Source organism: Kribbella sp. NPDC058245, assembly GCF_042882005.1.
In the GTDB taxonomy this organism is placed as follows: Bacteria; Actinomycetota; Actinomycetes; order Propionibacteriales; family Kribbellaceae; genus Kribbella.
The window spans coordinates 242,901-261,524 of sequence record NZ_JBHVWY010000006.1 but is presented as its reverse complement, the minus strand read 5'-3'; the positions used below and the strand labels follow the sequence as shown (position 1 = coordinate 261,524).

Annotated in this window: 17 protein-coding genes; 11 read left to right on the top strand and 6 right to left on the bottom strand. The window is 67.3% G+C overall.

Annotated elements, in window-relative coordinates:
* Nucleotides 1–70: 70 nt before the first annotated feature.
* Nucleotides 71–1,492: a CCA tRNA nucleotidyltransferase gene (locus ACFVWG_RS16270; protein WP_391544381.1), complete on the top strand. Its 1,422-nt coding sequence runs from the start codon at nucleotides 71–73 to the stop codon at nucleotides 1,490–1,492.
* Here ACFVWG_RS16270 and ACFVWG_RS16265 read toward each other — a convergent pair.
* Nucleotides 1,489–2,238, bottom strand: a complete 750-nt coding sequence (locus ACFVWG_RS16265) for an aminotransferase class IV (protein WP_391544087.1) — start codon at nucleotides 2,236–2,238, stop codon at nucleotides 1,489–1,491. The two genes, ACFVWG_RS16270 and ACFVWG_RS16265, sit on opposite strands and share 4 nt — an antisense overlap.
* Before the next feature lie 27 nt (nucleotides 2,239–2,265).
* Between ACFVWG_RS16265 and ACFVWG_RS16260 the strand changes: the two genes are divergently transcribed.
* Nucleotides 2,266–2,886, top strand: a complete 621-nt coding sequence (locus ACFVWG_RS16260) for a hypothetical protein (protein WP_391544086.1) — start codon at nucleotides 2,266–2,268, stop codon at nucleotides 2,884–2,886.
* A 133-nt stretch (nucleotides 2,887–3,019) separates the two neighbouring features.
* Here ACFVWG_RS16260 and ACFVWG_RS16255 read toward each other — a convergent pair whose 3' ends face one another.
* Nucleotides 3,020–3,478 carry a GNAT family N-acetyltransferase gene (locus tag ACFVWG_RS16255; protein ID WP_391544085.1) on the bottom strand — a complete coding sequence of 153 codons (459 nt, stop codon included), beginning with the start codon at nucleotides 3,476–3,478 and terminating at the stop codon, nucleotides 3,020–3,022.
* 112 nt (nucleotides 3,479–3,590) lie between these two features.
* Here ACFVWG_RS16255 and ACFVWG_RS16250 point away from each other — a divergent pair, with 112 nt between their 5' ends.
* Entirely contained in the window at nucleotides 3,591–5,144 is a 1,554-nt protein-coding gene (locus ACFVWG_RS16250; protein WP_391544084.1) for an alkaline phosphatase D family protein, read from the top strand.
* On the opposite strand, the gene ACFVWG_RS16245 is transcribed toward ACFVWG_RS16250, so the two are convergent.
* A complete protein-coding gene (locus ACFVWG_RS16245; RefSeq protein ID WP_391544083.1) occupies nucleotides 5,141–7,045 on the bottom strand; it encodes a glycoside hydrolase family 30 beta sandwich domain-containing protein in 1,905 nt (634 codons plus the stop codon). The genes ACFVWG_RS16250 and ACFVWG_RS16245 overlap by 4 nt on opposite strands.
* 123 nt (nucleotides 7,046–7,168) lie before the next feature.
* On the opposite strand from ACFVWG_RS16245, the gene ACFVWG_RS16240 reads away from it, so the two are divergent.
* The gene (locus ACFVWG_RS16240; RefSeq protein WP_391544082.1) at nucleotides 7,169–8,185 is read left to right on the top strand and encodes a LacI family DNA-binding transcriptional regulator; all 1,017 of its coding nucleotides are present in this window, start codon (nucleotides 7,169–7,171) and stop codon (nucleotides 8,183–8,185) included.
* A gap of 1,639 nt (nucleotides 8,186–9,824) precedes the next feature.
* Nucleotides 9,825–11,270, top strand: a complete 1,446-nt coding sequence (locus tag ACFVWG_RS16235; protein WP_391544081.1) for a M81 family metallopeptidase — start codon at nucleotides 9,825–9,827, stop codon at nucleotides 11,268–11,270.
* A 109-nt stretch (nucleotides 11,271–11,379) separates the two neighbouring features.
* Here the strand turns inward: ACFVWG_RS16235 and ACFVWG_RS16230 are convergent, their stop codons facing one another.
* Nucleotides 11,380–11,967 carry a TetR/AcrR family transcriptional regulator gene (locus tag ACFVWG_RS16230; RefSeq protein WP_391544080.1) on the bottom strand — a complete coding sequence of 196 codons (588 nt, stop codon included), beginning with the start codon at nucleotides 11,965–11,967 and terminating at the stop codon, nucleotides 11,380–11,382.
* 76 nt (nucleotides 11,968–12,043) lie between these two features.
* On the opposite strand from ACFVWG_RS16230, the gene ACFVWG_RS16225 reads away from it, so the two are divergent.
* The 6 genes from ACFVWG_RS16225 to ACFVWG_RS16200 are packed head-to-tail and all read left to right on the top strand — an operon-like array spanning nucleotide 12,044 to nucleotide 17,540.
* A complete protein-coding gene (locus ACFVWG_RS16225; RefSeq protein WP_391544079.1) occupies nucleotides 12,044–13,294 on the top strand; it encodes an acyl-CoA dehydrogenase family protein in 1,251 nt (416 codons plus the stop codon).
* Complete coding sequence (locus tag ACFVWG_RS16220) at nucleotides 13,291–14,085, top strand: SDR family NAD(P)-dependent oxidoreductase (RefSeq protein ID WP_391544078.1); 795 nt, start codon at nucleotides 13,291–13,293, stop codon at nucleotides 14,083–14,085. The genes ACFVWG_RS16225 and ACFVWG_RS16220 overlap by 4 nt, the downstream gene beginning before the upstream one ends.
* Nucleotides 14,078–15,130, top strand: a complete 1,053-nt coding sequence (locus ACFVWG_RS16215; protein WP_391544077.1) for a phosphotransferase family protein — start codon at nucleotides 14,078–14,080, stop codon at nucleotides 15,128–15,130. Before ACFVWG_RS16220 ends, ACFVWG_RS16215 begins: the two co-directional genes overlap by 8 nt.
* 30 nt (nucleotides 15,131–15,160) lie before the next feature.
* The gene (locus ACFVWG_RS16210) at nucleotides 15,161–15,820 is read left to right on the top strand and encodes a histidine phosphatase family protein (RefSeq protein ID WP_391544076.1); all 660 of its coding nucleotides are present in this window, start codon (nucleotides 15,161–15,163) and stop codon (nucleotides 15,818–15,820) included.
* On the top strand, nucleotides 15,817–16,563 hold the full coding sequence (locus tag ACFVWG_RS16205; RefSeq protein WP_391544075.1) for an SDR family oxidoreductase: 747 nt from the start codon (nucleotides 15,817–15,819) through the stop codon (nucleotides 16,561–16,563). Before ACFVWG_RS16210 ends, ACFVWG_RS16205 begins: the two co-directional genes overlap by 4 nt.
* On the top strand, nucleotides 16,563–17,540 hold the full coding sequence (locus ACFVWG_RS16200; protein ID WP_391544074.1) for an LLM class F420-dependent oxidoreductase: 978 nt from the start codon (nucleotides 16,563–16,565) through the stop codon (nucleotides 17,538–17,540). The genes ACFVWG_RS16205 and ACFVWG_RS16200 overlap by 1 nt, the downstream gene beginning before the upstream one ends.
* Here ACFVWG_RS16200 and ACFVWG_RS16195 read toward each other — a convergent pair.
* Together ACFVWG_RS16195 and ACFVWG_RS16190 are read right to left on the bottom strand one after the other, a co-directional pair.
* Nucleotides 17,503–18,093, bottom strand: a complete 591-nt coding sequence (locus ACFVWG_RS16195) for a hypothetical protein (protein WP_391544073.1) — start codon at nucleotides 18,091–18,093, stop codon at nucleotides 17,503–17,505. The genes ACFVWG_RS16200 and ACFVWG_RS16195 overlap by 38 nt on opposite strands.
* Nucleotides 18,090–18,509 carry an MmcQ/YjbR family DNA-binding protein gene (locus ACFVWG_RS16190; RefSeq protein WP_391544072.1) on the bottom strand — a complete coding sequence of 140 codons (420 nt, stop codon included), beginning with the start codon at nucleotides 18,507–18,509 and terminating at the stop codon, nucleotides 18,090–18,092. The genes ACFVWG_RS16195 and ACFVWG_RS16190 overlap by 4 nt, the downstream gene beginning before the upstream one ends.
* Between the last annotated feature and the right edge of the window lie 115 nt (nucleotides 18,510–18,624).

Sequence of the window (18,624 nt, the reverse complement as noted above, 5' to 3'; positions counted from 1 at the left end):
CACCGTAACCTAGTTCCCCGTGTCACCATTTGCCGACCAGTCAGCCTCTGCTGGATCCCCTGCCGGATCCTTGTCCGCCGTACAGCGGCAAGGCGTCCAGTCACTGCTGGCGATCGCTCCTGTCGTCGATGAACTGGGGTCCCGGTTCGCCGCCGCCGGCCACGAGATCGCCCTGGTCGGTGGTCCCGTCCGGGACATTCTCCTCGGCCGGGGGAGCAAGGACCTGGACTTCGCCACGTCGGCCCATCCGGACGTGGTGGAGCGATTGCTGGCCGGCTGGGCGGACCATGTCTGGGATATCGGCAAGGCGTTCGGCACCATCGGTTGTCGCAAGGGTGAGTGGGTCCTGGAGGTCACCACTTACCGGTCGGAGTCCTACGATCCCACCTCGCGCAAACCGGAGGTTGCCTACGGCGACAGCCTCGAGGGTGATCTGGCCCGGCGCGACTTCGCGATGAACTCGATGGCCGTGCGGCTTCCGTCGCACGAGTTCGTCGACCCGTACGGCGGGATCGCGGACGTCGCGAACAAGGTGATCCGGACGCCGGGCAGCCCGGAGGACTCGTTCTCCGACGACCCGCTGCGGATGATGCGGGCGGCCCGGTTCGCCGCTCAGCTGGCCTTTACGCCCGACCCGGCGGTCGTCACCGCGATGACCGCGATGGCCGACCGGATCACGATCGTTTCGGCCGAGCGCGTCCGCGACGAGCTGATCAAGCTGATCTGCGCCGACCACCCGCGGATCGGTCTCGACCTGCTGGTCGCCACCGGGCTGGCCGACCACGTGCTGCCCGAGCTGCCCGCACTCAAGCTGGAGCGGGACGAGCACCACAGCCACAAGGACGTCTACCAGCACTCGCTGACTGTGCTCGATCAGGCAATCGATCTGGAGTCGCGACTCCCGTACCCGGCGCCGGACTTCGTGAGCCGGTTCGCGGCGCTGATCCACGACATCGGCAAGCCGAAGACGCGCCGCTTCGAGGACGGCGGCAAGGTGACCTTCCATCACCACGATGTCGTCGGCGCGAAGCTCGCCAAGAAGCGGATGAAGGCGCTGCGGTTCAGCAACGAGCAGATCGACCAGGTCAGCAAGCTGATCGAGCTCCACCTCCGCTTCCACGGCTATGGCGACGGCGAGTGGACCGATTCCGCCGTACGGCGTTATGTCCGTGACGCAGGTGATCAGTTGGAGCGCCTGCACGTCCTGACCCGCGCCGACTGCACTACGCGGAACCGTCGTCGGGCCGAGTCGTTGCGGGCTGCGTACAGCGACCTCGAGGAGCGGATCGCTCGTCTCCAGGAGCAGGAGGAGCTCGACTCCCTCCGCCCCGACCTGGACGGCAACCAGATCATGCAGATCCTCGACCTGCCACCCGGCCGCGAGGTCGGCGAGGCCTACAAGTTCCTGATGGAGCTCCGCCTCGACCAGGGCCCCCTCGGCGAGGACCAGGCCCGCGAAGAACTCCTCCGCTGGTGGGCCGAGCGCGGTTAGATCGGCTGCGCTTCCTGCGAGGCGTAGGCGGCGGCGATCGCCTCGGCCGACTCCGGGTGCGGTGCGTAGGTGGCCTCGCCGATCGCGGCGACCGGTAGTGCCGGGTCGATCGAGTTCGTCAGGTAGGCCGCGTCGTAGCTCCCCAGTTCGCTCAGCAGCACGGGCAGGGTCTGGTACGACGTGAGTCCGCGCTGGAGGACTTGTTGCCGAATGCCGTTGAGGATCGGTGCGGCCGGGAACACGAACTCGGGACCGCGAGCGAAGCAGATGTTCCAGATCGACGCCTCCGAGATCTCACCGTCGGCGGTGTGGAAGACGGCATCGTCGTACCCGGCCTCTCGCGCTCGGCGTCCGTAGTAAATGAGGTCGAACGTGCCGGTGTGCTTGAGATGTGGGAGCGCACGCTGGTGCTGGACCGGCTGCAGCCGCACCGGAGTAGTGCTGGGAGCGATCGGCGGTTCGACGCGCAGCAACAGATCGGCGTCGAGCACGGTCAGCCGGAAGGTCGCGTTGCCATCGGTATGCGCGAGCCCGGCCTGGAGTACGGCGCGCACCCGGGCGGCGTCGAGTGATCGGCCGAAGAGTTCGCGCGAGCTGCGGTCGAGGCGCTCGAAATGCAGGTCGAGTCCGTCGACCCGGCCGTCGCGGACTTGGAGTGAGGAGAAGGTCGCGTAGGTGGTTGCCCGGAGCAACTCTGGGGTGACTGTGTGCAGGGTTTCGCCGTTGAGCAGCAGGATCTCGGTCACCAGGCCAGTCTGGTCTACGCTCGCGCTGTGGACGTCTGGAGCATCATCGGCTGGGGCGGATCGGCGTTGGTGGTGGTCTCGCTGCTGCAGACGCGGATCCTGCGGTTGCGGTTACTGAACCTGGTCGGGTGCGTGATCCTGGTCGGATTCAACCTCGTCATCGGGGTCTGGCCGATGGTCGGGATGAACGCCGTACTGGCTGTCATCAACGTCGTGCACCTGTGGCGGCTGCTGCGGCACCGGCACGACGACGCCGAGTACGAGGTGCTTCGGGTCAACCACGACGACGCCTACCTGAGTCACGTGCTGGCCACGCACAGCCGCGACATCAGCCGCTTCAACCCCGGCTTCGCGCCCGGCCTCAGCCCGTACGCCTTCCTCGTCCAGCGCGGCGAGAGCACCGTCGGCGTGGTCATCGCCCACGACGCCGGCTCCGGCCGCGCCCAGATCGACCTGGACTACGTCCTCCCGGCCTACCGCGACTTCACCCCCGGCGAGTTCGTCTACCGCCGCAGCGACGTCTTCACCGACCAGGGCTTCACCCAGGTCCTCGCCCCACCCCGGATGCGCGACTCCTCGCCGTACCTGAACCGCCTCGGCTTCCACCGCGACGGCGACGCCCTGGTCCTCGACCTCCCGAAGGACTGAATCTCAAGTTGTAGAAGTACAGATCTAATAAATACACTTCTACAACTTTGCATACTGAGTATCCAATCTCACAACGTCCGAGAACACGCCGACCACGTACCTCAGGTGTTCGGACGTAGCGACACTCTGCGGGCTAGAGGTCTTTCGCGAAGCAGAGGGATGCGGACTCGTGCTCGAAGGGTGGGTATGGCGGGGTGGGGGTGTAGCCGTGGTTTGTGTAGAGGGCTAGCGCTTCGTGTTGCTGGGGGCCGGTTTCGAGACGGAGGCGGGTCAGGCCGGTACGGCGGGCTTGGGTCTCGACGGCTTCGAGGAGGATGCGGGACAGACCCCAGCCGCGCGCGGATGGTTCGACGTACATGCGCTTGATCTCGCCCAGGCCGGGAGAGATCGGTTGCAGGCCGACGCAGCCGACCGGCGTTCCGTCGAGCAGGAGCAGGATGAACGTGATGTCGGGATGCAGGGCGACCTGGGGCTGGTCGTCGCCGTAGAGCGCGGCCAGTTCGGCCTGCTGGGCGGTGGCGAGGGCGAGGAGGGTGGGGTCGGTGGGCGCGGCTGTGCGCAGTTCCAGGCCTTCTATCAGGTCCGCCGTCATGCCTTCGGACGGTAGCAAGACGCCGTGACGCTGCTGTTTCGGTTTTCTCTCGCCGATTCCGGGACGCCGTGAGGTCTTCCGGTGTTCATGAAAATCTTTCAGTATTCGACCCATGACTGTGACTCGGCGCACCGTTCTCGGCACGGTAGGTGTTCTCGGCGCGGCGGCCGCCGTACCGCTGGAGGCGTTCGGTACGCCGACGCTCCGGACGGCCGCGGATGCCTCACCGACCCTGGTCGCCGGGGCGACGTTCCCCGAGGGCGTGATGGCCGGCGTACCGCGAACCGATGGCGCGATGCTGTGGACCCGGGTCCCGCGCGGTCTGTTCGACGGGGACGCCGAGCTGGCGGTCGTGGTCTCGAAGAACCGCGACCTCTCCCGGCCGGTCATTGTCGAGACGGTGATCGCGGAGAAGCAGTGGGACGGCTGTGTGCACTACCCGGCCAACGGGCTGGCGGCGGGTGCGGAGTACTTCTACCAGTTCCGCGGCAAGGACAAGGTCTCTCCGGTCGGCCGCTTCCAGACCCTGCGTCCGGCGGACTCGAACCAGCCGGTGCGGATCGGCTTCTTCACCTGCCAGGGCTTCACCGAGGGGTACTACTCGGTGCACAAGCACCTCGCCGAAGAGGAGCTCGATCTGGTCGTCTGCCTCGGCGACTACGTCTACGAGGCCACAGTCCCCGGCGTCCGCGGGATCGATCTCAACCTCTATCCCCAGGTCCTGCCCTCGATGCGGGCGAAGTACACGCTCTATCGCAGCGACGAGAACCTGAAGGCGATGCACGCGCAGCACGCGTTCCTGCCGCTGTGGGACGACCACGAGTTCCGCAACAACTACACCAAGAACAAGTGGTCGCTGCCAGAGCTGTTCTTCCAGGAGAAGAAGTCGGCCGCCTGGCACACGTGGTTCGAGCGGATGCCGGTACCGCGGTGGACCGACGACATGACGCGGACCTATCGCTCGCTGCGGTTGGGCAAGACGGTCGAACTGTTTGCCATCGACAACCGGCAGTACAAGGACGACCAACCGTGCAACGACGGTAGTGGTGTGGTTTGCGAGGCCGCGGATGCGACCGGCCGGAGCATGCTCGGGCCGGATCAGAAGGCCTGGCTGGAGAACGGGCTGCGGTCGTCGGGCGCACGCTGGAAGGTGCTCGCCAACCCCAACATGATGATGGGCATGGTCACCGGCGCCAACGGCGAGCGGGCGTTCATGGACACCTGGGACGGGTACGGCGCCGAGCGGACCGAACTGCTGTCCCTCGCGGCCGACCGGGTGTCCGACCTGGTCGTCGTCACCGGAGACGACCATGACACGTTCTCGGGTGAGCTGTGGAACACCGGGTTCGCACCGGGTACGCCGGGTAACCCGGCCGGGACGAAGCGAGCCGGCGTGGAGTTCGTCGTACCGTCGGTGTCGTCGACGAACACCGGCGACCTGCAGGGTGAGGCGAAGGCCAAGGCCGAGGAGCAGAAGCGGTTGCAGTACAACCCGCACCTGAAGCAGATCGACATGCGGCAGCACGGGTACGGCGTACTGGAGGTGACCCGCGACGAGGCGAGCCTGTCGTACCGAGCGGTCGACAAGCTGCACCCCGACGCGGGCGTCAGCACCAGCTACCAGCTCCGAACCGGACGGGGCAGCGCCCGGCTCGAGGCGATCTAGCGATAGAGACGAACGTCCGCCAGACTCCACCAGTGGTCGCTGGTGCCGTTCGAGGTGATCCGGACATATCGCGCGTACGACGGTTTCACGTCGACCGTCGTGAGCTGTCCGGTCGACGTACCGGTCACCGGCTTCGACCAGTGCGCGCCATCGTTGCTCGTGGCAACATCCCAGCTGGTGGCGAAGTCACCGACCTGACCGCCGCTGTCGAGTGCGACCTGACGGAAGACCTGCGCTTTGCCGAGATCGAGTTGGATCGACTGGCCTGGCGCTTGTGCGGCCTTGCTCGACCAGACCGTGGATCCGTCTGCGTCAACGGCCAACCCGGCCTCGGTGCCGTTGACAGTTGCCGTCGCCGTTGCACCGGCAAGTGACACCGGCGTCGGCGCCGAGAGGCGGGACGACGGCCAGGTGAAGGTCCCGATCGAGCCACCGGGCAGCTCGTACTCGAAGGACTGCTCCCCGACCGCGACCGCGAACTTCCGCGGCGCGTCGTTCTCATTGTGGACGACGAGTGCCGTCGTACCGTCCGGGTTCCGGAAGGCCGCCGTCATTAGCTGACCGTTCCAGCCGGTCGTCCCGTACGACGTACTCCCGATCCGCACGGCACCCGGCTTCACGAACTTCGACAGGTGGCCGATCGTGTAGTACTCGGCATCCGTGGTGACCGTGCCGTCGGCCTGCAGCGTGACCAGGCCGGTGCAGGTCCCACAACCGCCGAGGTGCGGACCGCCGGTGGAGTCGAGCGCGATGTTCCAGTTGACGACCGACTTCGCCCAGTTGCGGGTGGTGCCGAGCATCAGGTTGCGCGCGTGCCAGGTGAGGGTGCCGCGGAAGATCTGCGGCGGGGTGTCGTTCGCCCCGTGCGAACCGGAGCACTCGGTGAACCAGATGCCCTTGTTCGGGAAGGCGTTGTGCAACGCGGTCTGAGCCGCCGCATTGCCCGAGTAGCAGTGGTACGCCGTACCGGCGATCCACTTCGCCGCCGACGTCTGCAGCAGTTTGTAGGGGTAGTCGGTCTCCGGGTCTTCGCCGGGCGGGGTGGTCCCGACGTCTCCGGGGTGCGTGGTCCAGTTGTGGTCGTAGCCGAGGATCTTGGTCCGCGGGCTGGCCTTGTGCAGCAACGGGCCGAGCCGCGAGATGACCTCGGCCTCCTGCCGGACCGGCATGTCAGTACCGGGGTAGCCGCCGGGCTTGCGGTTCTGCGGCTCGTTCTGGATCGACAGGAAGTCGACCGGTACGCCGGCCCGCGTGTACGCCTCGACGAACTTCACCAGGTAGCGCGCGTAGGCGTCGTACACCTGCGGGTCGTCCTTGAGTCGCCCACCGACGAGCGAGTCACCGGTCTTCATCCAGGCCGGCGGACTCCACGGGGAGGCCATCACCTCGAGTGCCGGGTTGAGCTGCTTGGCGCGACGGAGCAGTGGCAGCACCTGCTTCTCGTCGTGCTTGATGCTGAACTGCTTCAGGCCGAAGTCGGTCTGACCAGGCGCCACGTCGTCGAACGTGTAGTGCTCAGCTGCCGCGGTGAAGTCGGACGACCCCACCGGCTGCCGCAGGAAGCTGACACCGATGCCCTGCTTCGGGTCGAACAGCTTCCGCAGCGTCTCCTCGCGCAGCGCGGGCGACAGCCTCGACAGCACATCTGCCGACGAGTCGGTGATCGCAGCACCGAAGCCGTCCATGGTCTGGTACGACGTCCGCGGGTCGACCGTGATCGTCGTCAAGTCACTCGTGTCGCGGCTGAAGGCGACCGGGGTGCGCTCGTGCAGCAGCTCGGCCCGGTCCGGGGTGGTGACCCAGATCCGCGCCTGCGCGGTCGGGGGATGGTGCGCCTGCGCGGTACCGGTCAGCGAACCGGCGGCGAGCGCCAGGGCGGCGGCGATTGCCGTTGTTCTCATCGCACTCCTCAGGGGTTGAAACACAGTGCAACAAATGAGGTCAGGAAACGACTTCGGACGAGTGCTGTCAATGGCCTGAGGCGGGAGCTAGAGTGCCGAGCGTGAAACAAGACGATGTAACAAATGTCTAAGCGAGCGACGGTTCGAGACGTGGCCGCGGCGACTGGGGTGTCCACCGCGACTGTTTCGCGGGTGCTCAACCAGCAGGGGAGCGTTGCGCCCGAGACTCGAGAGTTGGTCGAGCGGGCGGTTGAGGAGCTCGGTCTGTTGGCTCCCAGCCCGCGCGGCGGTACGCCGAAGCCCGTGGCCGGCGCGGTCTACGTGCGCTGCCCGTACCTGCTGACCGACTACTTCGGCCTGATCGTCTCGTCCATCGCCGAGACCCTCGACCGCCACGGCCGTCAGGTCGTCCTCAACGCCGGCGAGGCCGCGGCTCACGACCCGGTCCTGTCCCGCCTGCCGTCACAGCGCGGTCTGGGCGGCGCGATCCTGATCCTCCCGCCCGAATCGAGCGAAGACCTGGTCCGCCTCAGCTCCCGCCGCTTCCCCTTCGTCGTCGTCGACCCCCGGACGACCCTCCCGCGCGACATCCCCTCAGTCTCCGCAGCCCACCACTCCGGCGCCCGCCAACTCACCGCCCACCTGACCGCCCTCGGTCACACCCGCATCGGCGTCATCGCCGGCCCCCGCGAATGGCTAGCCGCCGACGCCCGCCTCTCCGGCCACCACGCCGCCCTCGCCGACGCCGGCATCCTCCCCAACCCCACCCTCATCCGCCACGACCACCCCACCACCGCCGCCGGCCACCAAGCCGCCCGCGACCTCTTGTCGGTGAGCCCCCGCCCCACAGCCCTCATCGCCTTCAACGACAAAGCAGCAGTAGGCGCCCTCCAAGCCGCCACCGCCCTAGGCCTCTCAGTCCCGCACGACCTGTCGATAGCCGGCTTCGACGACCTAGACCTAAGCCAAGCCACCACCCCACCCCTAACCACAGTCCGCCAACCCCTAGCCGAGATGGGCCGCATGGCCGTCAGTCTCCTAACCCGTCTCCTAGACCGCCACACCCTCGAAGCCCTCCACGTAGAACTAGCCACCGAACTAGTAATCCGTTCCTCCACCACCCACAACCCCACCCCCTAAACCCCACTTCCCATCCCCGGCCACCACTGCTGGCCGGAGACAGGAAGCGATGGCTGGAGACCTCATGCCATAGGTCTCCGGCGGCGATTACGTGACTCCGGCAACCACTGCCACCCCATCGCTGCGATGCGGCCGGTCTCGTACGGCGTGTGGTTGCTCGCCATTCCGTCTGCGGCCGGGCTGGTACGGCGGTGTGGTTGCTCGCCATTCCGTCTGCGGCCGGGGGTGTGGGTTTGTGGTTGCTCGCCGCTGCGGCCGATTTACAGTGGCGGGTGGCTGGGGCCCGGCGCGGGGCTGAGGGGGATGGTTCGGCCGGTGACCACGGTGGGCGTTTCCTGGGCTTCCGGGCTGTGGTTGCGGCCGGTAACAACGAGGCCTGAAAAGTGACCCACCGTGGCGGATGCTCCCATCAGGCCGCTCGCCCCCTTCCCCATATGGTGGGTTCACCCATCCGCTTGTGGGTTCTGCACCCGCATGCGAGTCCAAAACCCACCACCTCATGGGGTAACCCATCAGATGGCGGGGGCCGGGGGTGCTGGGGGGCTGCCGCGCCTGGCAGCCCTCGCTAATTGGTGGATTTTCGTCACCGGGTCCCTAAAACTCGCCAACTAGCGCGATCAACCCAGCGCTGCGGTCCGCCCGGCTCGCTATTTGGTGGATTTTCGTCACCGGGTCCCCAAAACTCACCAATTAGCGCGACCAACCCCGCGCTGGGGGTCCGGCTGCTCGTTATCGGTGACTTTTTCGGCGCATGGACCCGAAAAGTTCACCGATAACGCGAACCATGCCCGCTGCCGGTCGCCCCGTTCGCTGGATGGAACGTTGTGTCCAAAGGGCGACCGCGGGCACGACGGCTTCGTCGGCGCAGCCGGTCCTCGGGCGAGGTCACGTCGGGGGACCGCCTCCTCGGCGCGGATCTTGGACCCCAGCCACAGCCCGGAAGCCCAAACAACGGGAACCGCGGTCACCGACGGATCCATCCCCCTCAGCCACGCGCCGGGCCAAGCCACCCGCCACTGTAAATCGGCCGCAGCGGCGAGCAACCAAAAACTCACGCCCCCGGCCGCAGACGGAATGGCGAGCAACCACCCCCGCCGTACCGGCCAGAGGCATCCCGACCCCCGCGACCCCACCATCCCCTAACCGCATTTGAACGGATATCCCCTGAAATGCACCCTTCTCCCCTCAAATTTTCAGGGGAGAAGGGTCAACATGCGGGGTTATCCGTTCAAATTCCCGGAGGCGGAGGCGGGGTGAGCGAGCGCGGAGGGGGCGCGCAACCAAACGCCGTACCGGACCTGCCACAGGGGAGCGGCGCGCAATCATCGCGCCGTACGAGCAACCAGCCACGTGCGTCGCCGGCCGCAGCTATTGGCCGGGGGCTTGGACAGGACGTGGTGGGCGGGGACAGGTCATGACTTGTTCAAGGGCACGACAGGGGGTGCACGCCCCCGGCGAGTACACGTGAAGTGCGGCGGCGGCGCGGCTGGCTGAGTGTGGAGAGGGCGAGGGCGGAGGGGGCGGAGGCAGGCTGGGGGAGCGTGGAGGGGTGGGGGCGGAGGGGCGGTGCCGATCCGTTTGGTGACCGGTGGTTGGAGTGGGGGTGGGCCGACGGCTGGGTGTGTGAAAAGTTGAGGGTATGAGGATCGGGATCGCCGGGATGGCCATCGAGTCCAGTACGTTCTCGCCGCATCGGGCGGGGGCGGATGACTTCGACGTATGGCGGGGGGATGCGTTGCTGCAGCGGTATGACTTCCTCGGCAAGGAGTGGGCCGAGGGGGTTGAGTGGGTGCCGTTGGTGCACGCGCGGTCGTTGCCGGGTGGGGCGGTGGTGGGTGAGTTCTATGACGAGTTGTCCGCGGAGATCATGGAGCGGATCGGTACGGCGGGACACCTGGACGGGCTGTTCTTCGACATTCACGGCGCGATGAGTGTGGTCGGGCGTGAGGATGCCGAAGGGGACCTGGCGACGCGGGTGCGCGCTGCGTTGGGTGATGACGTGATGATCTCGACCTCGATGGATCTGCACGGGAACGTGTCGCGCGAGCTGGGTGGTGCGGTGGATCTGATCACCTGTTACCGGATGGCGCCGCATGAGGATGCGATGGAGAGCCGGGAGCGGACCGCCCGCAATCTCGTCGAGCGACTGAAGTCGGGACTGGGGAAGCCGAAGAAGGCGTGGATCCAGGTGCCGGTGTTGCTCCCCGGCGAGAAGACGTCGACGCGGATCGAGCCGGCGGCATCCATTTACCAGCGGGTCGGCGAGATCGCGGATGAGCCCGGCGTACTGGATGCGGCCGTGTGGGTTGGGTACGCGTGGGCCGATGAGCCGCGGTGCAAGGCGGCCGTGGTGGTGATGGGTGATGACGAGGCACTCATCACGACGCGGGCGACCGAGTTGGCCACGGCGTACTGGGATGCGCGGGCCGACTTCGAGTTCGTCGCACCGACCGGGACGCTGCATGAGTGTGTCGATGCTGGGCTGAAGAGCACCGCGAGGCCGTTCCTGATCAGCGATTCCGGCGACAACCCGACCGCGGGTGGCGCGGGCGATGTGTCGTGGACGCTGCGCGAACTGCTCATGGTCGAAGACCTGATCAGCGGGAAGGCGACCGCGATTCACGCGAGCATCACCGACCCGGATGCGGTGAAGGCCTGTGTCGCGGCCGGCGTCGGCAACCCGATCAGCGTGGCTGCCGGCGGGAAGGTCGACTCTGGTCCCGCGGGTCCGGTCGAGGTGACCGGCACGGTCTTCTCCATCACCGAGGACCCGGTCGGCGGAACCGTCGCAGTGATCCAGATCGGCGGATTGCACGCGATCCTGACCTCACGCCGCAAGCCGTACCACCACCTCGCGGACTTCACCCTGCTCGGCCTCGACCCGGCCACCACCGATCTCGTCATCGTGAAGATCGGCTACCTGGAGCCGGAGCTCTACAACCTCGCGGCCGACTGGCTGCTCGCCCTAACCCCGGGCGGCGTCGACCAGGACCTGCTCCGACTCGGTCACCACGGCGTCGTCCGGCCGCTCTTCCCGTTCGACCCCGACATGCCCACCCCCGACCTCACCCCCGAACTCATCTGACCCCACCCATTTCGCTGGCTGGCCAGCCAAATGAGGGGTTCTACACCCTTAACCAGAGTGCTTAACCCCCGATTTGCCTGCCTAGCCAGGCAAATCGGGGGGCCGTGGGTCAGAGCTTGCGGAGGATCTGCAGGACCTCGATCGAGTGGTCGATCAACTCATCGGCCGTCAGCGGGCGGTCGGCGTCGGGGAGGCCGGACCACTCGATCGCCTGGTCCTCGGCGTAGCTGAGCCAGGCGTGGACCCGCAGGTACTCGGCCGAGGACCGGTTGTCGGCCACCTCCGGCGTACCGAGGTAGGTCAGGATGCGGCGGCAGAGGCCGATCCGGGTGTCGTCGTACACCTCGACGGCGTAGTCGTCGCCGCCGGCGGCACCACGGACGAACGAGATGTACGCCGTCCGCCGCCGCTCGATGAACGCGACGAACTGCACGAGCATCTCGCGGAGCGCCTGCTCGGGCGGGAGGTCCTCGTCCGGCTTGGTCACCCGCAGCAGCCGGCGACCGGCCGCGGAGATGACCGCGACGTAGTAGTCGCGCTTGCTCGGGAAGTAGTGGAACAGCAGGCTGCGGGAGATCCCGGCCTGGCCCGCGATGGCGTCGATCGACAGCTCGTGGATCGGCTGATCGCGCAACATCATCAAGCCGATCTTGACGAGCTGCTTCTTCCGATCTTCCGCGGTCAACCTGTTGTCCACACTGTTGAGCATTGCTCAAAAGGGCGCTACGGTCAATTACCCGGTGGTACCCCCGCCGGGTTTCGGAAGGAGTGCAATGGGGTTCGAACCGTCGGCCCGAGCGCAGGATCTGATCGTCCGGGTCGAGGAATTCATCCGGACCGAGATCGAGCCCGTCGAGGCGGAACTCCACGCCGCGACCCGGGCCGCCGCCGATCCGTGGCAGCCGCAGCCGCTGTTCAAGGAGCTGCAGAACAAGGCCCGCACCCAGGGTCTGTGGAACCTGTTCCTGCCCCCGGCCGAGCCGGGCAACGAGCAGTACGGCGAGGGTCTGCCGAACCTCGACTACGCCCCGATCGCCGAACTCACCGGCCGGTCGTTCATCGCGCCGTACATCTTCAACTGCAACGCGCCCGACACCGGCAACATGGAAGTGCTGCTGCGCTACGGCAACGACGAGCAGAAGAAGCAGTGGCTGGAGCCCTTGCTGGACGGCACGATCCGCTCCGCGTTCTGTATGACGGAGCCGGGCGTCGCGTCGTCGGACGCGACCAACATGGTGGCGACCGCGATCGTCGAGGGTGACGAGGTCGTCCTCAACGGCCGCAAGTGGTGGAGCACCGGAGTCGGCAACCCCGAGTGCGAGCTGCTGATCTTCATGGGCCTGACTGATCCGGACGCGCACCGGTACGCGCGGCACACGATGGTCCTCGTCCCGATCAACACGCCTGGCGTCAAGGTCGAACGGTTGCTCCCGGCAATGGGCCGGTACGACGAACCGTTCGGCCACGGCGAGGTGTCGTTCACGGACGTCCGGGTGCCGGCGAGCAACATCCTGGTGGGTCCCGGCCGCGCGGTCGAGATCGCTCAGGGCCGGTTGGGTCCGGGCCGGGTGCACCACTGCATGCGCCTGATCGGGCTGGCCGAGAAGTCGCTCGAGCTCGCGCTGCAGCGCGGCACGAGCCGGCACGCATTCGGGAAGCCGTTGGTCAACCTCGGCGGCAACCGCGAGCGCATCGCCGACGCCCGGATCGCGATCAACCAAGCCCGCCTGCTGGTCCTGCAGACGGCGTACCTGCTCGATACTGTCGGGCTCGCGGGTGCGCTGAGCGAGGTCAGCCAGATCAAGGTCGTCGCACCGCGGATGGCGCAGGACGTGATCGACATGGCGATCCAGCTGCATGGCGGTGGCGGTCTCTCCGACGACTACCCGCTCGCGGCCGCGTGGACGAGTGCCCGCGCGCTGCGGCTGGCCGACGGTCCGGACGAGGTGCACCGCGGCGTGGTCGCCCGTATCGAGCTGGCCCGCTATCTGGCTGAGCGCAAGGAAGAGGAGGCGGTCAAGTGAGCCGCGTACTGGTCACTGGTGGTGCGAGCGGTCTCGGTGAGGCGCTGGTCGCGCAATTCGTTGCCCAAGGCCACCAAGTGCTCCGCACCGACATCGGTACGACGTACGCCGGGGACAACGGTCCTTATCTGCAACTCGATGTCCGCAACCCCGCCGACTGGGATGCCGCGGTCGCCTGGTGCGAAGAGCACTGGGGCGGTCTCGACATCCTGGTCAACAACGCGGGGATCGCGACCGGCGGCCGGATCGACGTCGAGACGCTGGACGAGTGGGACCGCGTCATCGACATCAACCTGATGGGCGTCGTCCGCGGTTGCCGCGCCTTCACCCCGGTCTTCAAACGTCAGCACTCCGGCTACTTCGTGAACACGGCGTCGGCGGCCGGCCTCATGCATCCGCCGATGATGAGCTCGTACAACACGGTCAAGGCGGGCGTCGTCGCGCTCTCCGAGACGCTGTCCCACGAGCTTCACCCGTACGGCGTCAACGTGTCGGTCGTCTGTCCGTCGTTCTTCCGGACCAACCTGGCCGACTCGTTCCAGGGTGCGGACACGGCGATGAGTTCGTCCGGCCGCCGGATGATCGAGAAGTCACCGCGGACCGCCGACGACATCGCGACAGTGGTGCTCGCCGGGATCGCGAAGCGCCGCTTCCTGATCATCCCGGACCGGCCCGCGCGGCTTGGCTACCTCACCAAGCGCTGGGCTCGCCCGCTGTACGACTGGCAGATGCGCAAGGTCGCCGCAAAGGCACACAGCCGGGCAGAGAAGGCCCCACAAACACATGGGTGATGGTGCTCGCGCCGTACGGGACGAGGACGCATTCGACGTCACGGCGGTGGATACCTGGCTCCGGCAGCACATCGAGCTGCCGGCCGGGGAACCAACGGTCAAGCAGTTCTCGGGCGGCGCGTCCAATCTCACCTACCTGCTGCAGTACGCCGGGCACGATCTGATCCTGCGCCGACCACCGGCGGGGACCAAGGCGAAGAGCGCGCACGACATGGGTCGCGAGTACCGGATCCAGGCCGCCCTGAAGCCGGTCTTCCCGTACGTGCCGACGATGGTTGCCCACTGCACCGATGACGCGGTGATCGGCTCCGAGTTCTACGTGATGGAGCGGGTCGCGGGCACGATCCCGCGCCGCTCCGCGCTCGGCGTCGACCTGACCCCGGAGCAGACCGGCCAGCTCTGCCGCACGCTGATCGACCGGCTCGTCGACCTGCACCAGGTGGATCCGGCGGCCGCCGGGCTCGCTGACCTCGGGCGGGGTGAGGGGTACGTCGGCCGTCAGGTGAGCGGGTGGTCGGACCGGTACCGCAAGGCGAAGACCTGGAACGTGCCGAGCTACGAGAAGGTGATGGCGTGGCTCGCGGCGAACCAACCGGCCGACGTCCGCACCTGTGTGATCCACAACGACTTCCGGCTGGACAACGTCGTACTGGCTCCGGACGATCCGCAGCGGGTGGCCGGGATCCTGGACTGGGAGCTGGCCACGCTCGGCGATCCGTTGATGGATCTCGGCGGTGCGCTCGCGTACTGGGTGCAGGCCGATGACGACTGGGCGTTCCGCCGGTTCCGGCTGCAGCCCTCGGATGCGCCGGGGATGCTGACCCGCGACGAGGTCGTTGCCTACTACACCGAACGGTGCGGGCTGAAGCCCGAGAACTGGGCGTTCTACGAGGTGTTCGGGTTGTTCCGGTTGGCGGTGATCGCGCAGCAGATCTACTACCGCTACCACCACAAGCAGACCCGCAACCCGCGGTTCAAGAACTTCTGGCTCCCGGTCAACCTGCTCGAGCGACGCTGCCGTCGCATCATCCGGCAGGCTTCATGACCGGGGTGGTGGGGCGGGGAAGGTATTAGTATGGCGGTGATCTATCTCGTCCGGCACGCGCAGGCGTCGTTCGGGGCGAAGGACTACGACAAGCTCTCCGACCTCGGCGAGAAACAGGCGCTTGCCCTCGGCAACACGCTCAAGGTCCGCGGGATCGTCCCCGACCTCGTGATGTCGGGGTCGATGAAGCGGCACGCGAAGACCGCGACGCTGGCCGGTCTCGCCCCCGAGGTCGACCACGGGTACGACGAGTTCGACCATGACCAGGTGATCCTGGCGCACAAACCGGCGTACAAGGTGCGGGCGTTGATGCTCGCGGATCTGGCCCGGACCGGGAACCCGCAGCGGGCGTTCCAGAAGATGTTCACCGCCGCGACCGACCGCTGGATCAGCGGTGCGGACGGCTACACCGAGATGTTCCAGGCCTTCTGCGACCGCTCCAACGACGCTGTACGACGTACCGCCGAGCGCCTGGGCAAAGGCGAGACCGCGCTGGTGTTCACCTCGGGTGGACCGATCGCTGCGGTCGTCGGCCGGCTGCTGTCCGGGGGCGACGGGCTGTGGGCCAAACTCAATCCGGTCACCATCAACACGGCCATCACGAAGGTCGTGTCGGGCCGCAGCGGACTGACTGTGGTCAGCTACAACGAGCACGGTCACCTCGATCAGCAGGAGCTCACGTACCGATGAGACGGAACATCTTGATCACCGGCGCGAGTGCCGGGCTCGGCGAGGAGATGGCGCGGCAGTTCGCGGCCAAGGGGCACAACCTCGCGCTCACCGCCCGTCGCGAGGACCGGCTCGCCGCGCTCCGGGACGAGCTCCTCGGCAAGCATCCCGGGCTGACGATCACGATCCACAAGCTCGACGTCACCGATGACGAGCAGGTGTTCACGGTCTTCCGCGAAGCAGACAAAGAGCATGGGCAGCTCGACCGGATCATCGTGAACGCCGGGATCGGCAAGGGCGCTCCCGTCGGCACGGGCCGGCCCGAGGTGAACCGCGAGACGCTGCAGACCAACTTCATGGCCGCGTTCACCCAGGCCGAGGCCGCGATGGAGCTGTTCCGTTCCCGCAGCGCCGGCCACCTGGTCTTCATCGCATCCGCCGCCGCGCTCCGCGGTCTGCCGAAAACGATCACCGCGTACGCCGCCGCGAAGGCGGGCGTGGCCTCGCTGGCCGAGGGGCTGCGGATGGAGATGCTGCACAAGCCGATCACGATCAGCACGATCTACCCCGGGTACATCAAGACCGCGCTGAACGAGAAGGTGCAGAACACGCCGTTGATCGTCGACACCGTCCCCGGTGTCCGGTCGATGGTCGCCGCGATCGAGGCGGAGAAGGCGAACGCCTATGTCCCGGCCTGGCCGTGGGTTCCGCTCGCGCGGTTCATGAAGGTTGTGCCGTTGCCGATCTTGAAGAGGATCATCTGATGCGCTGGGGTCTGACTGTCCCGTTGACCGGGGTACCGCTGCGGGACCACAAGCCGTTGATCACCGAGCTCGCGTCACTGGGCTACACCGATCTGTGGTCGGCCGAGGTGGCGGGCGCGGATGCGTTCACGCCGCTGGTGCTGGCGTCCGAATGGGATGACCAGTTGCGGCTGGGGACGGCCGTCGTACCGGTGCACACGCGGGGACCGGCCGCGCTCGCCATGAGTGCGGCCGCGCTGGCGGATCTCGCGCCGGGGCGGTTCGTGCTCGGCATCGGGGCCTCGTCGGAGACCATCGTGACCGGGTGGAACGGGATCGCGTACGACCCGCCGTACGCGCGGACTCGCGACGTACTGCGGTTCCTGCGGCAGGCGTTCGCGGGGGAGAAGGTCGACGGGACGTTCGACAGTTTCGCGATCAGCCGGTTCAGGCTGGAAAAGGCGCCCGACGTACCGCCTGCGCTGATGCTCGCGGCGCTCCGCCCGCAGATGCTGAAGCTCGCCGCACGCGAGGCCGACGGTGCGATCACCAACTGGCTGTCGGCGGATGACGTACGTCAGGTGCGGGCCGAGTTGGGTCCGGACAAGGAGCTGGCCGCGCGGATCTTCGTCTGCGTCACCGAGGACGCCGAGATGGCGCGCAACATAGGCCGCTTCCTGATCGCCACCTATCTGACGGTCCCCGGGTACGCCGCCTTCCACGACTGGCTCGGTCGCGGACCCGCGATGAAGCCGATGCGGGAGGCGTGGGCCGCGGGTGATCGCAACGCCGCGATGGCCGCCGTACCGGTTGAGGTCCTGGACGACCTCATCGTGCACGGTACGGCGGAGCAGTGCCGGGCCCACATCAATCGGTACGTCGAGAACGGCCTCGACACCCCGATCATCGCGACACTGCCGACCGGAACCAGCCTGATCGAGACAGCGCGCGCCCTCGCTCCTAGTGCACCGCGAACGACTTCACGCACGGCCGAGTAGCAACCTCGATCACGAGCATCCCGCCTGCGGTGGTTCCCTGCATGGTGCCGCCCAGGGCATAGACCTCGATCGGTCCGCCGCTGGTCAGGGGAGCCTTGCTCACGGTCAGCGCGGCCGGCCGCCGGACGAAGGTCTGCATCGCCGGCGCGATCGACTGCTTGGTGTCCGCACAGGCGAGCGCCGTCGCTCCGGCCGCATCGTTCGCGTTCACCCGCGCGACGAACTGCGCGGCAAGCCTTGCCGACCCGGCAGGTGCCGTTGGCAACGGTGTGATGGGCACCGGCTTGACCGGGACAGTCTTCACCGGCGCGGTCGGCTTCGGCTTGGCCGGTGTGGTGCGTTTCGGAGTGGGGGCGACGGGCTGCACGTCTGGCGGGAGTTGCGGGTCAGCTGCTCTCAGGTCGGTGAACACCTTGGTGGCCACGAAGGCGAACGAGCCGAGGACGGCGACCAGGAGAACGATCATCAGCGCGATGAACAGCCCGGCTCGGCTCTTCTTCGGCGGGCGGCCGTAGTCGGGCGCGGCGAGACCGCCCGGCGGTGGGTAGCTCACAGGCGGTGCTCCTTGAGCCATGTGGTGGCTCGGCGATTGGATGCCCGGGACAACCAGGCGTCCTGAATGATCTCGGTCAGCTCCTGCTTGCCGAGTTCCCCGATCCGGCTGCCCCGGACGAGCACCGACGGGTGCCCGTCGAAATGCGGCGTACTGAAGAACGGCGTCGACTCGTCCGCCACCAGCGCCAGCTTCTCGTCCTCGGACTCGGTCCAGATCATGATCACGTCGTCGTACTTCTCCCCGGTCTCCGGATCAGCGGCATCGGGCCGAGCCGTCCGGAAGAATACGAACGACTTCCCGCCGATTTGATACACCGGCCGGTCCGTCCCGTCGTCCCGTTCCCACACCGTGACATGCGGCATCCCCCGCGCCACCGAATGCACATCCGCCACCCGCGCCCTCCGATCCCGCATGCCCAGATCGTAGATCGCAGAGCCTCGATTTCGCTGGCTAGGCAGGCAAATTGGGGGTTCGGCACTCATAACCACGGTGCCAAACCCCCAAGCTCCCTGCCCAACCACTCAAATT